The 13281-nt window shown below is 64.7% G+C and carries 13 protein-coding genes and 1 pseudogene; 12 read left to right on the top strand and 2 right to left on the bottom strand.

What is annotated here, in order from left to right; translation table 11 throughout:
- Positions 1-69: 69 nt before the first annotated feature.
- On the top strand, positions 70-1878 hold the full coding sequence (gene lpdA / locus M1L61_RS20080) for a dihydrolipoyl dehydrogenase (protein WP_043401095.1): 1809 nt from the start codon (positions 70-72) through the stop codon (positions 1876-1878).
- 408 nt (positions 1879-2286) lie between these two features.
- On the opposite strand, the gene M1L61_RS20075 is transcribed toward lpdA, so the two are convergent.
- A complete protein-coding gene (locus M1L61_RS20075) occupies positions 2287-3105 on the bottom strand; it encodes a hypothetical protein (RefSeq protein WP_010481314.1) in 819 nt (272 codons plus the stop codon).
- A 459-nt stretch (positions 3106-3564) separates the two neighbouring features.
- Here M1L61_RS20075 and M1L61_RS20070 point away from each other — a divergent pair, with 459 nt between their 5' ends.
- From M1L61_RS20070 to M1L61_RS20030, 9 genes are all read left to right on the top strand, one after another.
- Positions 3565-3930 carry a hypothetical protein gene (locus M1L61_RS20070; protein WP_006394654.1) on the top strand — a complete coding sequence of 122 codons (366 nt, stop codon included), beginning with the start codon at positions 3565-3567 and terminating at the stop codon, positions 3928-3930.
- Between the two features lie 31 nt (positions 3931-3961).
- Positions 3962-4762, top strand: a complete 801-nt coding sequence (gene atpB, locus M1L61_RS20065) for a F0F1 ATP synthase subunit A (RefSeq protein ID WP_010481316.1) — start codon at positions 3962-3964, stop codon at positions 4760-4762.
- Positions 4763-4835: 73 nt separating this feature from the next.
- Positions 4836-5141, top strand: a complete 306-nt coding sequence (atpE, locus tag M1L61_RS20060; protein WP_005411133.1) for a F0F1 ATP synthase subunit C — start codon at positions 4836-4838, stop codon at positions 5139-5141.
- 106 nt (positions 5142-5247) lie between these two features.
- On the top strand, positions 5248-5718 hold the full coding sequence (locus M1L61_RS20055) for a F0F1 ATP synthase subunit B (RefSeq protein WP_005419512.1): 471 nt from the start codon (positions 5248-5250) through the stop codon (positions 5716-5718).
- Positions 5719-5720: 2 nt separating this feature from the next.
- Positions 5721-6248 carry a F0F1 ATP synthase subunit delta gene (locus M1L61_RS20050; RefSeq protein WP_010481321.1) on the top strand — a complete coding sequence of 176 codons (528 nt, stop codon included), beginning with the start codon at positions 5721-5723 and terminating at the stop codon, positions 6246-6248.
- 44 nt (positions 6249-6292) lie between these two features.
- Positions 6293-7840 carry a F0F1 ATP synthase subunit alpha gene (gene atpA, locus M1L61_RS20045; protein WP_005411130.1) on the top strand — a complete coding sequence of 516 codons (1548 nt, stop codon included), beginning with the start codon at positions 6293-6295 and terminating at the stop codon, positions 7838-7840.
- Positions 7841-7923: 83 nt separating this feature from the next.
- Positions 7924-8787 (top strand): F0F1 ATP synthase subunit gamma, encoded by an 864-nt coding sequence (gene atpG / locus M1L61_RS20040; RefSeq protein ID WP_010481324.1) that lies wholly within the window; start codon positions 7924-7926, stop codon positions 8785-8787.
- 38 nt (positions 8788-8825) lie between these two features.
- On the top strand, positions 8826-10232 hold the full coding sequence (atpD, locus tag M1L61_RS20035; protein WP_010481327.1) for a F0F1 ATP synthase subunit beta: 1407 nt from the start codon (positions 8826-8828) through the stop codon (positions 10230-10232).
- Positions 10233-10345: 113 nt separating this feature from the next.
- Positions 10346-10768, top strand: a complete 423-nt coding sequence (locus M1L61_RS20030) for a F0F1 ATP synthase subunit epsilon (protein ID WP_005419509.1) — start codon at positions 10346-10348, stop codon at positions 10766-10768.
- A gap of 158 nt (positions 10769-10926) precedes the next feature.
- Here M1L61_RS20030 and M1L61_RS20025 read toward each other — a convergent pair whose 3' ends face one another.
- Positions 10927-11313 (bottom strand): GtrA family protein, encoded by a 387-nt coding sequence (locus M1L61_RS20025; RefSeq protein WP_010481329.1) that lies wholly within the window; start codon positions 11311-11313, stop codon positions 10927-10929.
- An 83-nt stretch (positions 11314-11396) separates the two neighbouring features.
- Between M1L61_RS20025 and glmU the strand changes: the two genes are divergently transcribed.
- Positions 11397-12764, top strand: a complete 1368-nt coding sequence (glmU, locus tag M1L61_RS20020) for a bifunctional UDP-N-acetylglucosamine diphosphorylase/glucosamine-1-phosphate N-acetyltransferase GlmU (RefSeq protein WP_010481330.1) — start codon at positions 11397-11399, stop codon at positions 12762-12764.
- Positions 12733-13266 (top strand): annotated as a pseudogene (locus tag M1L61_RS20015) (GNAT family N-acetyltransferase). The gene glmU and the pseudogene M1L61_RS20015 overlap by 32 nt, the downstream one beginning before the upstream one ends.
- Positions 13267-13281 lie beyond the last annotated feature (15 nt).

The raw sequence follows: 13281 nt of genomic DNA, 5'->3' as shown, positions 1-13281 counted from the left end.
GGCGCGGCCGCGTGAACAGATGCAGTGACAGTCCGCCGGCCATGCCGGGCGGGCACGAGGAAAACCACCATGGCCACGATTGAAGTCAAGGTTCCCGACATCGGCGATTACAGCGATGTGCCGGTGATCGAAGTATTGGTCGCCGTTGGCGACACGGTGAAGAAGGATCAGGGTCTGGTGACCCTGGAATCGGACAAGGCCACTCTGGAAGTGCCGTCCTCGGCTGCTGGCGTGGTCAAGGAAATCAAGGTCAAGCTGGGCGACACCCTGTCCGAGGGTGCCGTGGTCGTGGTGCTGGACGCTGAAGGCGTCGCCGAAGCCCCGGCCAAGGCCGCTGCGCCGGCTCCGGCAGCAGCTGCTCCGGCCAGCAAGCCGCCGGTGACCCCGTCGCACCGCGCCCCGGCCGAACCGGCCGCACCGAAGCCGGCGTTGTCCAGCGGCAAGCCGGCCGACATCGAATGCGAGATGGTTGTGCTGGGCTCCGGTCCGGGCGGCTACACGGCGGCGTTCCGCGCCGCAGACGTCGGCCTGGATACGGTGCTGGTCGAGCGCTACGCCAGCCTCGGCGGCGTCTGCCTCAACGTGGGCTGCATTCCGTCCAAGGCGCTGCTGCATGCTGCTGCGGTGATCGACGAAGTGGCCCACGCCGGTGATTTCGGCGTCGAGTTCGGCAAGCCGACCATCACCCTGGACAAGCTGCGCCAGTACAAGGAAAAGGTCGTCAACCAGCTGACCAAGGGCCTGGCCGGCATGGCCAAGCAGCGCAAGGTCCGCAACGTGCAGGGCGTCGGCAAGTTCGTTTCCGCCAACGAACTGGAAATCACCGCAGCTGACGGCAGCACCCAGCTGCTGCGCTTCCAGAAGTGCATCATCGCCGCCGGTTCGCAGGCGGTGAAGCTGCCGAACTTCCCGTGGGACGACAAGCGCGTGATGGATTCCACCGACGCGCTGGAGCTGGCTGAAGTGCCGGCTTCGCTGCTGGTCGTCGGCGGCGGCATCATCGGCCTGGAAATGGCCACCGTGTACGGTGCGCTGGGCAGCAAGGTCACCGTGGTCGAGTTCATGGACCAGCTGATGCCGGGCGCCGACAAGGACCTGGTCAAGCCGCTGGCTGACCGCCTGAAGAAGCAGGGCATCGAAGTGCACCTGAAGACCAAGGCCTCGGGCGTCACCGCCGATGCCAAGGGCATCACCGTGACCTTCGAAGCTGCCGAGGAAGGTCAGGCGCCTGCGCTGGCGCAGGGCACCTTCGACCGCGTGCTGGTGGCCGTGGGCCGCTCGCCGAACGGCAGGAAGATCGATGCGGAAAAGGCCGGCGTGCAGGTCACCGACCGCGGCTTCATTCCGGTCGACCGCCAGATGCGCACCAACGTGCCGCACATCTTTGCCATCGGCGACATCGTCGGCAACCCGATGCTGGCCCACAAGGCCACGCACGAAGGCAAGCTGGCCGCCGAAGTGGCTGCCGGCCACAAGAAGGAGTGGGTGGCCCGTGTGATTCCGTCGGTGGCCTACACCAACCCGGAAATCGCCTGGGTCGGCGTGACCGAGACCGAAGCCAAGGCCAAGGGCCTGAAGGTGGGCGTGGCCAAGTTCCCGTGGGCCGCCAGTGGCCGCGCGATCGGCATCGGCCGTACCGAGGGCTTCACCAAGCTGATCTTCGACGAGGAGACCCACCGCATCATCGGCGGCGCGATCGTCGGCGTGCATGCCGGTGACCTGCTGGCCGAGATCGGCCTGGCGATCGAGATGGGTGCCGAAGCCGAAGACATCGGCCACACCATCCATGCGCACCCGACACTGAGCGAATCGGTGGCAATGGCCTCGGAAATCTACGACGGCACGATCACCGATCTGTACATGCCGAAGAAGAAGTAAGGCGTCAGCGCCGCTCCACACGAAAAGCCCCGGCATTTGCCGGGGTTTTTTTGTTGAGCCTCGATCACTCTCATTGCGAGCGTTCGGGCCGCAGCGCGGGTGGCAGGCATTTGGACAAATGTCCCCCGTCGCCCGCCTGTGGCGGTCGCCTCCTCCTTTACTTTGTCCAAACGCCTGCCACCCACGCAGCGGCTCGGCTTGCGGATAGTAAGAGGGGGAGAGGGGCTTGCGTGCGAAGTAAAGGAGGAGGTGACGGCCGCAGGCCGGCGCCGGGGGACATTCGCTCGCAAGCCCCTCTCCCCCCGCGCTCGACCAACCCGCTTCTGCTTGACCGTGCAAACAAAAAAGCGCGGCCCCGATGTTCCGGAGGCCGCGCCAGGAGAGAGAATGCCGTGGAAGGGGCGGGTGTCAGAACACGAAGCTGACGCCGGCCACCGGGCCCTTGAATTCCTGCTTCAGGCCGATGGTGCCGTCGCTGCCCTTCTTGTCCGCGTCCAGCTTGAACCAGTCATAGCCGGCGAACACGCCGAAGTTCTTCGTGAAGCGGTAATCGACGATGGCGTTGGCGCGGCTCAGGTCGCCCTTGTAGTCATCAAAGCTGCCCCAGCGCGTGTTGAGGTACTGGCCCTGCAGCGTGATCATCCACTTCTCGGACGGGGTGAAACTCAGCCGCGCACCGACCACCGGCGCCACGCCGTCGGTCTTCTCGTTGAGGAACTGGCCTTCGTAGACGGTGCCCAGATCCGCGTAGGCCTTGGTGCTCACCTTGGCGTACTCGGCACCCAGCTGCAGGCCGAGGTCGAAGGTATCGGTGTCCACCACCGAGTAGTCATAGACCAGGCTGGCGACCTGGTACTTCAGCTCGCCCTTGACGAAACTGCCCGACGGCACGTTGACGTCACCGAAGGAAATGTCCTGGCCGAGAGTCTCGCGGCGGTCCTTGTCGTACTTGAAGTAGTTGAACAGCAGGCGCTGGCGGTTGCTGATGCGGAACATGCCGTCGATGCGTGGTTCCCACTCCTTGCCACCCAGCTTGAAGTCCTCGGAGAAACCGATGTCCTGGCCGGCCACGTTGGTCTTGCCGCGGAGGGTATTGTCCGAGTCGATGTTCATCGCACCCAGGCGCAGGGCGAAGCGGTCGTCGCCTTCAGCGGCGTGGGCGGCAGTGGCGAACGAGGCGCCGGCGGCGAGCAGGGAGAGGGCGAGCAGGGTGGGTACAGGGCGCATCGAAGAGTCCTTGCAGTGGTTCATCAGAATGAAGACCACTGTGCCGGACAGGCCCGTCCACCATCCGTGAACGTATGGTCCACGGCGTGTGCACGGTTCAGCGCTGTCGCGACGATGCAAAAAGATGGCCCCGGAGCCGGGCTTCGGGGCCATCTTGGGACCTGCGGGGCGGAGCGTCGACGAGGTTGCTGCAGGCAGGTCGAAAGATCGGACCGGCGCATTCGGCGAAAGTTCCGCCGGATGCGACCAAAGTTCAATATTGCGCCGCAGCATCATACGGACGTCATTGTCCCCCGGGTGGCACGCAAAAATGTAACCGTTACCGCAACTTGCGGCTTCCCGGGATGAACAGGCAGCGGTTGTCTCGCAAATTGTCCCATTGCTATAATTTGGCGGCTCGATGAGGCCCCCCTGCTGTAGCCGCCTCAGCCCTCCACTTGCAACCACGCGGGACGTCCTGTGCTGAACTCCGTTGATGCGGGTCGGCGACTGATGCTGCGCGCCGCGGTCTACCCGCTGGCCGCAGTGGCTGTCCTGGCCCTGGCCTTCCTGCTGGTAGGTCCGAAATATGCCCTCGGCGCGCTGGCGTCCGGTGTGGCCATTTCGGCCGGTGGCTGGGTGGCGGCACGGATGGCACTGGGTGGTGGGGCACTGGCCGCAGGATCGGCGATGGCTCGCCTGATTATTGCGATCGTGGCCAAGTGGGTGGTGGTTTTCGGCGTCCTGCTGGTGGGGTTCCTGGTCTTCAAGCTGCCTGCATTGGCGCTGTTGGCCGGTATCGCCGTCGGCTTGATGTTCCAGGTCCTGGCCATGGCCAGGCGTTGACAGAATTCAATTAACTGAAGGTTCCGGACACATGGCGGGCGAGGCTCTAACCCCTACCAGCTACATCCAGCATCACCTGCACAACCTGACCGCACCGGTCGGCAAGGGTGAGGGTATGTTCTGGCATATCCACGTCGATACCTTCCTCACTGCGGTCCTGATGGGCCTGGTGATCGTTGTCGCGTTCTGGCTGGGGACCCGCAAGGCCACCGCCGGCGTGCCGGGCAAGTGGCAGGCCTTCGTCGAGATCTGCCTGGAGTTCGTCGACCGCCAGGCCAAGGACACCTACCACGGCAAGAGCAAGCTGGTCACGCCGATCGCCATCACCATCTTCTTCTGGATTCTGCTGATGAATCTGCTGAAGATGATCCCGGCCGATTTCATCGCCAAGCCGCTGGAGTGGGTGGGCGTGCACTACTGGAAGCCGGTCCCGACCGCTGACGTCAATGCCACCCTGGGCATGGCCATCAGCGTGTTCTTCCTGATGCTGTTCTTCGCACTGAAGTCGAAGGGCCTGGGCGGCTTCATCAAGGAATTCCTGACGGCGCCGTTCGGCAAGTGGATGATGCCGTTCAACCTGATCCTCAACATCGTCGAGTGGCTGAGCAAGCCGATCTCGCTGGCGATGCGACTGTTCGGCAACATGTTCGGCGGCGAAATCGTGTTCCTGCTGATCTGGGTGCTGGGTGGTGCCGGTTTCTTCGGTGCCATTGCCGGTGGTGTGTTCGGCCTCGGCTGGATGCTGTTCCACCTGCTGGTGATCCCGCTGCAGGCCTTCATCTTCATGATGCTGTCGATCGTGTACCTGAGCCTGTCGGAAGACGCTCACTGAGTTTCAAGCTTCAACGCGTTTCAACCTTCATCCGTTTCATCACCCTTAGCAACTTAAGTTCCTGGAGATAACCATGTACTTCGCCGTCCTGACCAACTTCGCGCAGATTCAGAGCTCCACCGCCCTTGCCGTCGGCATCATGATCGGCCTGGCCGCGCTGGGCGCCGGTCTGGGTCTGGCCATCATGGCTGGTAAGTTCCTGGAGTCGGCCGCCCGCCAGCCGGAACTGATCCCGGTCCTGCAGGTCCGTATGTTCATCACCGCCGGCCTGATCGACGCCGCGTTCATCATCTCGGTCGCCGTCGGCCTGCTGCTGGCCTTCGCCAACCCGCTGTCGGCTGCCTTCGCTGGCGCCGTCACCAAGGCTCTGGCCGGCTGATACAGCGGTTTGAGACGACCGGGTGCTGATGCACCCGGTTTCGGATGAAGGCCGGATGCGCCGCTACGGCGGCGCGTCCACCCCGAAACCAGCGATCGAGCTAACCATGAATATCAATTTCACCCTTCTTGCGCAGGCGCTGGCCTTCGCTGGTCTGATCTGGATCATCGCGACCAAGATCTGGCCGCCGCTGATGAACGCGATCGAAGAGCGCCAGCAGAAGATTGCTGAAGGCCTCGCTGCTGCCGACCGCAGCCAGAAAGATCTGGCCCAGGCGCAGGAGAAGGTCAACGAAGCGCTGAAGGAAGCACGCACCAAGGCCAACGAGATCATCGATCAGGCCCACGCACGTGCCAACCAGATCGTTGATGCTGCCCGTAACGAAGCGATCACCGAAGCCACCCGTCAGAAGGAACTGGCCCAGGCTGAAATCGACGCCGCCGCCAACCGTGCCCGTGAAGATCTGCGCAAGCAGGTGTCCGCGCTGGCCGTGACCGGTGCCGAAAAGCTGCTCAAGCGCGAAATCGACGCCAACGCCCACAAGGCGCTGCTCGACGAGCTGGCCTCGGAGATCTAAGGATGAGCCAGGCCCTCACGCTTGCCCGCCCGTACGCCCGCGCCGCGTTCGCGACCGCGCGCGACGAAGGCGCGTTCGCGCCGTGGTCGGACGCCCTGGCGTTCTCCGCCCACGTCGCCGCCGACCCGCGCGTGGCGGCCCTGCTCGCCAACCCGGAGCTGGGTCGTGACGACGCCGTCGCCCTGCTGGCGCCGGTGTCGCACGGCGAGACCTACTCGCGCTTCCTGGCCATCCTGGCCGAATCGCATCGTCTGCCGCTGCTGCCGGAAATCTCCGGCATGTTCGACGCCCTGCGCGCCGAAGCCGAGCACGTGGTCAAGGCCACCGTCACCTCGGCCGCCGAACTGTCGGCCAGTGAGCTGGACGCGATCAAGGTCGCGCTGCGCAAGCGCTTCAACCGCGAGGTCGATGTGACCACCGCGGTCGATGCCTCGCTGATCGGCGGCGCCGTGATCGACGCCGGCGACGTGGTCATCGATGGTTCGCTGAAGGGCAAGCTGGCCCGTCTGCAGACCGCGCTCGCTAACTGAATTCATTTAACGTCCGGCCCCGCTGCCGGCACTAGGACTTGACGATGGCAACCACGCTCAACCCCTCCGAAATCAGCGAACTGATCAAGAACCGCATCGAGAAGGTCAAGCTGGCCGCGGAATCGCGCAACGAAGGCACCGTGACCAGCGTGTCCGACGGCATCGTGCGCATCTTCGGTCTGGCCGACGTGATGCAGGGCGAAATGATCGAACTGCCGAACAACACCTTCGCCCTGGCCCTGAACCTGGAGCGCGACTCGGTCGGCGCCGTGGTGCTGGGTGACTACGAGCACCTGCGCGAAGGCGACGTCGCCAAGACCACCGGCCGCATCCTGGAAGTGCCGGTTGGTCCGGAGCTGCTGGGCCGCGTCGTGAACGCGCTGGGCGAACCGATCGACGGCAAGGGCCCGCTGGGCACCGACCTGACCGCTCCGGTGGAGCGTGTTGCTCCGGGCGTGATCTGGCGCAAGTCGGTCGACCAGCCGGTGCAGACCGGTTACAAGTCGGTCGACTCGATGATCCCGATCGGCCGTGGCCAGCGCGAGCTGATCATCGGTGACCGCCAGACCGGCAAGACCGCGATGGCGATCGATGCGGTGATCAACCAGAAGGGCACCGGCATCAAGTGCGTGTACGTTGCGATCGGCCAGAAGGCTTCGACCATCGCCAACATCGTGCGCAAGCTGGAAGAGAACGGCGCGCTGGCCCACACCATCGTGGTGGCCGCGACCGCTTCCGAATCGGCTGCCATGCAGTACATCAGCGCCTACTCGGGCTGCACCATGGGTGAGTACTTCATGGACCGCGGCGAAGATGCGCTGATCGTGTACGACGATCTGTCCAAGCAGGCCGTTGCCTACCGCCAGATCTCGCTGCTGCTGAAGCGCCCGCCGGGCCGTGAAGCCTACCCGGGTGACGTGTTCTACCTGCACTCCCGCCTGCTCGAGCGCGCTGCCCGCGTGTCCGAGGAATACGTCGAGAAGTTCACCGAAGGCAAGGTCACCGGCAAGACCGGTTCGCTGACCGCGCTGCCGATCATCGAAACCCAGGCCGGCGACGTGTCCGCCTTCGTTCCGACCAACGTGATCTCGATCACCGACGGCCAGATCTTCCTGGAAACCGACCTGTTCAACGCCGGTATCCGCCCGGCCGTGAACGCCGGTATCTCGGTGTCGCGCGTCGGTGGCTCGGCCCAGACCAAGATCATCAAGAAGCTGTCGGGCGGCATCCGTATCTCGCTGGCCCAGTACCGCGAGCTGGCTGCGTTCGCGCAGTTCGCCTCGGATCTGGACGAGGCGACCCGCAAGCAGCTGGAGCGTGGCCAGCGCGTCACCGAGCTGATGAAGCAGAAGCAGTACGCGCCGATGTCGATCGCCAACCAGGCGCTGTCGATCTACGCCGTCAACGAGGGTTACCTCGACGACGTGCCGGTCAACAAGCTGCTGGCGTTCGAAGAAGGCCTGCACGCCCACTTCGCCAACACCCAGGGCGAACTGGTCAGCAAGGTCAACGCCACCGGCGGTTGGGACAACGACATCGAAGGTGCCTTCAAGAAGGGCATCGCCGAGTTCAAGACCACCGGCAGCTGGTAATCCAGCGCTCGTAGAGCGGGGCTCGCCCCGCTCAAACGGTTGAACAACGCGGGGCATCAGCCCCGCGCCACGGGAAACAAGAGATGGCAAGCGGACGCGAAATCAAAACCAAGATCAAGAGCGTGCAGAACACCCGCAAGGTGACGCGCGCCCTGGAAATGGTCTCGGCCTCCAAGATCCGCAAGGCGCAGGATCGGATGAAGACCTCGCGTCCGTACGCGCAGGCGATGAAGCAGGTGATCGGCCACCTGGCCCAGGCCAGCACCGACTACCAGCATCCGTTCCTGGTCGAGCGCGAGCAGGTCAAGCGGGTCGGGTTCATCGTGATCTCCTCCGATCGCGGCCTGGCCGGCGGCCTGAACAACAACCTGTTCCGCAAGATGCTGGGCGAAGCCAAGGCATGGCAGGACAAGGGTGCGGAAGTGGACCTGGTGACCATCGGCCAGAAGGCATCGACCTTCTTCCGCCGCGTGAAGGTCAACATGGTCGGCAGCGTGACCCACATCGGCGATGTGCCGAAGCTGGAATCGCTGATCGGTGTGATCAAGGTCATGCTCGACGCCTTCACCGAAGGCAAGGTCGACCGCGTGTACCTGGTCTACAACCGCTTCGTGAATACCATGGTGCAGAAGGCCAGCTTCGATCAGCTGCTGCCGCTGCCGCCGGCTGAGAAGCAGGTCGCTCACCACGACTGGGATTACCTGTACGAACCCGATGCCGCGACCGTGCTGGAGCACGTGATGACGCGTTACATCGAGTCGCTGGTGTACCAAGCACTGCTGGAAAACGTCGCCTCCGAGCATGCCGCACGCATGGTTGCGATGAAGGCGGCGAGCGACAACGCCAACAAGCTGATCGGCACCCTCCAGCTCGTCTACAACAAGGCGCGCCAGGCAGCGATCACCCAGGAAATCTCCGAAATCGTCGGCGGCGCGGCAGCAGTCTGACCGCGTTCGTTCAAAGCACACATTTAGAGGATGCAGCAATGAGTCAGGGCAAGATCGTTCAGATCATCGGCGCGGTCGTCGACGTCGAATTCCCGCGTGAGTCGGTGCCGAAGGTGTACGACGCACTGAAGGTCGACAACACCGAAATCACCCTCGAAGTCCAGCAGCAGCTGGGTGACGGCGTGGTGCGTACCATCGCCCTCGGTTCCACCGACGGCCTGAAGCGCAACCTGGTTGCCACCAACACCAACCGCGGCATCTCCGTGCCGGTCGGCGCTGGCACCCTGGGCCGCATCATGGACGTGCTCGGCCGTCCGATTGACGAAGCCGGCCCGGTGGCCGCCAGCGACAGCTGGGAAATCCACCGTGCGGCCCCGTCGTACGAAGACCAGTCCCCGGCCACCGAACTGCTGGAAACCGGCATCAAGGTCATCGACCTGATGTGCCCGTTCGCCAAGGGCGGCAAGGTCGGCCTGTTCGGCGGCGCCGGCGTCGGCAAGACCGTCAACATGATGGAACTGATCAACAACATCGCCAAGGCGCACAGCGGTCTGTCCGTGTTCGCCGGCGTGGGTGAGCGTACCCGTGAGGGCAACGACTTCTACCACGAAATGAAGGACTCCAACGTCCTCGACAAGGTGGCGATGGTGTACGGCCAGATGAACGAGCCGCCGGGCAACCGTCTGCGCGTCGCCCTGACCGGCCTGACCATGGCCGAGTACTTCCGCGACGAGAAGGACGAAAACGGCAAGGGTAAGGACGTCCTGCTGTTCGTCGACAACATCTACCGCTACACCCTGGCTGGTACCGAAGTGTCGGCACTGCTGGGCCGTATGCCGTCGGCCGTGGGTTACCAGCCGACCCTGGCCGAGGAAATGGGCGTCCTGCAGGAGCGCATCACCTCGACCAAGAACGGTTCGATCACTTCGATCCAGGCCGTCTACGTTCCCGCGGACGACCTGACCGACCCGTCGCCGGCGACCACCTTCGCCCACCTGGACTCGACTGTCACCCTGTCGCGTTCGATCGCCTCGCTGGGTATCTACCCGGCCGTCGATCCGCTGGACTCCACCAGCCGCCAGATGGACCCGCTGGTCATCGGCCACGAGCATTACGACACCGCCCAGCGCGTCCAGCAGACCCTGCAGAAGTACAAGGAACTGAAGGACATCATCGCGATCCTGGGCATGGACGAGCTGTCCGAAGAGGACAAGCAGGCCGTGTCGCGCGCCCGTAAGATCGAGCGCTTCTTCAGCCAGCCGTTCCACGTGGCCGAAGTGTTCACCGGTTCGCCGGGCAAGTACGTGCCGCTGAAGGACACCATCCGTGGCTTCAAGGCCATCGTCGATGGCGAGTACGACCACCTGCCGGAGCAGGCGTTCTACATGGTCGGCGGCATCGAAGAAGCGGTCGAGAAGGCCAAGAAGATGGCCGAGAAGGCCTGATCCGGGACGGGCGGGAGCGATCCTGCCCGACCTGACGCCGGCGCCGGGCAACCGCCCGCGCCGGTGGACCCCCACGGTGGCATTGCGCCGCCGCGAACAGCGAAGAGATTTGCATGAGCACGATCCGTTGCGACATCGTCAGCGCCGAGCAGGAAATCTTCCGTGGCGAAGCGACCCTGGTCGTGGCCACCGGTGAGCTGGGCGAACTGGGCATCGCGCCCAAGCACGCGCCGCTGATCACCCGCCTGAAGCCGGGCAAGGTGGTGGTGACCACGCCGAACGGCGAGCAGCTGGATTTCGCCATTTCCGGCGGCATCCTGGAAGTGCAGCCGCAGGTGGTGACCGTGCTGGCCGACACCGCGATCCGCGCGCAGGACATCGACGAAGCCTCGGTCCGCAAGGCCAAGGAAGAAGCCGAGCGCATCCTGGCCAACCGCGGCGAGGCGATGGAAGTGGCTGAGGCCCAGCAGAAGCTGGCTGAAGCCGTTGTCCAGCTGCAGGCGCTGGAGCGCCTGCGCAAGAACCTCAAGCACTGAGGTTCGCGCTGCACCCACGAGAACGCCGGCCCTGTGCCGGCGTTTTTGTTTGGGCGGCGGGTCGAGTCGACTGTCGCGCGCAGCGTGGGATTTCCGCGGTCTGATGGAAGGGCAGTCGATTGACCGTCGACGCTACCGATCCCGATCCTGACGTCGTATCAGCGGTACACCACGTGCCGCAGCAGCAGGAAGGAGATCACGGCCAGGCCGCCCTCCACCAGTGGCTTGGCCAACCAGGCGTACTGCAGGCCCAATGCATGGTCGGCGCTCGAGACCAGCAGCGTGCTGGCGGTGGTGAGCAGCAACCACAGCGGCAGGAAGCGTGCGAAGCGTCGCCAGCCCAGCCGTTGCTCGCCGTCGGCAGTGGCGAAGGTGATTCGCCCGTTCAACCAGAACCCCAGCAGCATGCCGGCCACGCGCCCGGCCAGGTTGCCCTGCACCACGGGCAGGCCGGCGGCCGTGACCAGCACGAACACCGCCCAGTCGAGCAGCAGTTGCAGCACGCCGATGATGAGGTAGGCGCTTCCCTGGCGGAGCAGGCTCATGGTCGGAGTGTGGGCGGGCAGATCCCCATGTTAACGGCCCACGCTCTAGAATCACCGGCAACGAACTACGGACTGCTGCTCCCATGACCCAAGCCCTGCACGTCATCATCCTCGCCGCTGGCGCGGGCAAGCGCATGAAGTCGGTGCTGCCGAAGGTGCTGCAGCCGATCGCTGGGCAGCCGATGCTGGCGCATGTGATCGATGCCGCCCGCGAGCTGCAGCCGGCCGCGATCCACGTGGTCTACGGCCATGGTGGTGAAGCGGTGCGCCAGCACTTTGCCGACCAGCCCGATCTACAATGGGCCGAGCAGGCACAGCAACTCGGTACCGGGCACGCCGTCGCGCAGGCGATGCCGCAGGTGCCCGACGCCGCGCAGGTGCTGGTGCTGTACGGCGACGTGCCGCTGATCCGCGCGCAGACCCTGCGCGACCTGCTGGCACAGCCGGGTCGACTGGCGGTGCTGGTCGCCGATGTCGATGACCCGACCGGTTACGGCCGCGTGCTGCGCGATGCCGAAGGCAAGGTCGGCTCGATTGTCGAACAGAAGGACGCCACCGACGACCAGCTGCGTGTGCGCACGATCAACACCGGCATCATTGCCGCCGAGTCGACCGCGCTGCGGCGCTGGCTGTCGCAGCTGTCCAACAGCAACGCGCAGGGCGAGTACTACCTGACCGACGTGTTCGCCTTTGCCGCGCACGAGTACACCCCGGCCGAGATGGCGCTGGTGGCCGACGCGCAGGAAGCCGAAGGGGCAAACGATCCCTGGCAGCTTTCGCAGCTGGAGCGTGCCTGGCAGCGCCGTGCGGTTCGGGCCCTGTGCGCGCAGGGCGCGCGCGTGCGTGACCCGGCACGCCTGGATATCCGTGGCACCGTCACCGTGGGCAGCGACGTGCTGATCGATGTCGACGTCGTTCTGGAAGGCAATATCGTACTCGGCGACGGCGTCACCGTGGGCCCGTTCAACCGGCTGAAGGACGTCAATCTTGGCCCGGGCACCGAAGTGCGCGCGCATTGTGACCTGGAAGGCGTGGTCACCGAAGGTGCTGCATTGGTGGGGCCGTTCGCACGGCTGCGCCCGGGTACAGTGCTCGCCGATGGCGTGCATGTCGGCAACTTCGTCGAGACCAAGAAGGTCACCCTCGGTGTTGGCAGCAAGGCCAATCACCTGACCTACCTGGGCGACGCGGTGATCGGCAGCAAGGTGAACATCGGTGCCGGCACCATCACCTGCAACTACGACGGCGTGAACAAGTCGACCACCACCATCGGCGACAACGCCTTCATCGGTTCCAACAGCGCATTGGTGGCACCGGTGCTGATCGGTGAGGGCGCCACCATCGCTGCCGGTTCGGTCATCACCCGCAACGCCCCGGATGGCAAGCTGACACTGGCACGTGCACGACAGGAAACCATCGATGGCTGGAAGCGCCCGCTCAAGAAGTCCTGAGCCACGCATCCCGCACGCCGACGAACTCGGCATGCTGCCGGCAATTGAGCAACGTGCCGGTGAACTGCTGAAGGGGCACCAGGCCTACCCGGTATTTGCCGGGCATGGCCTGGACCTGCCGACGCTGCAGGATGGCCTTCAACGTGGCCAGTTGTGGGTGGTGGATGCGGCTGACGGTGGCATCGCGGGCTACCTGCTGGCTGGTGAGCTGTGCGGTGACTTCCATGTGCTGCAGATGGACGTGGATCCCGCGCACGCGCGCCGCGGTCATGGTCGCGTGTTGTTGCGCCATGCGTTGGCACAGGCCAGGGCTGGCGGCTACGGGGCAGCGGTGCTGACCACGTTGTCCGACGTGCCCTAGAATGCGGCCTTCTATGCCAGTGAAGGGTTCGAGGTAGTGCCCGAGGCGCAGTGGAACGATGGCCTGCGTGCGGTGATGGCCGAAGAAGCCGCGCTTGGGTTCCCGATGCACCTGCGGGTGGCGATGCGGCAGGCCTGGTAGGTGCCGACCTTGGTC

The organism is Stenotrophomonas sp. NY11291, from assembly GCF_023277365.1.
GTDB lineage: Bacteria > Pseudomonadota > Gammaproteobacteria > Xanthomonadales > Xanthomonadaceae > Stenotrophomonas > Stenotrophomonas geniculata.
The sequence above is the reverse complement of the archived record's forward strand: the minus strand, read 5'-3'. Positions and strand labels throughout refer to the sequence as shown.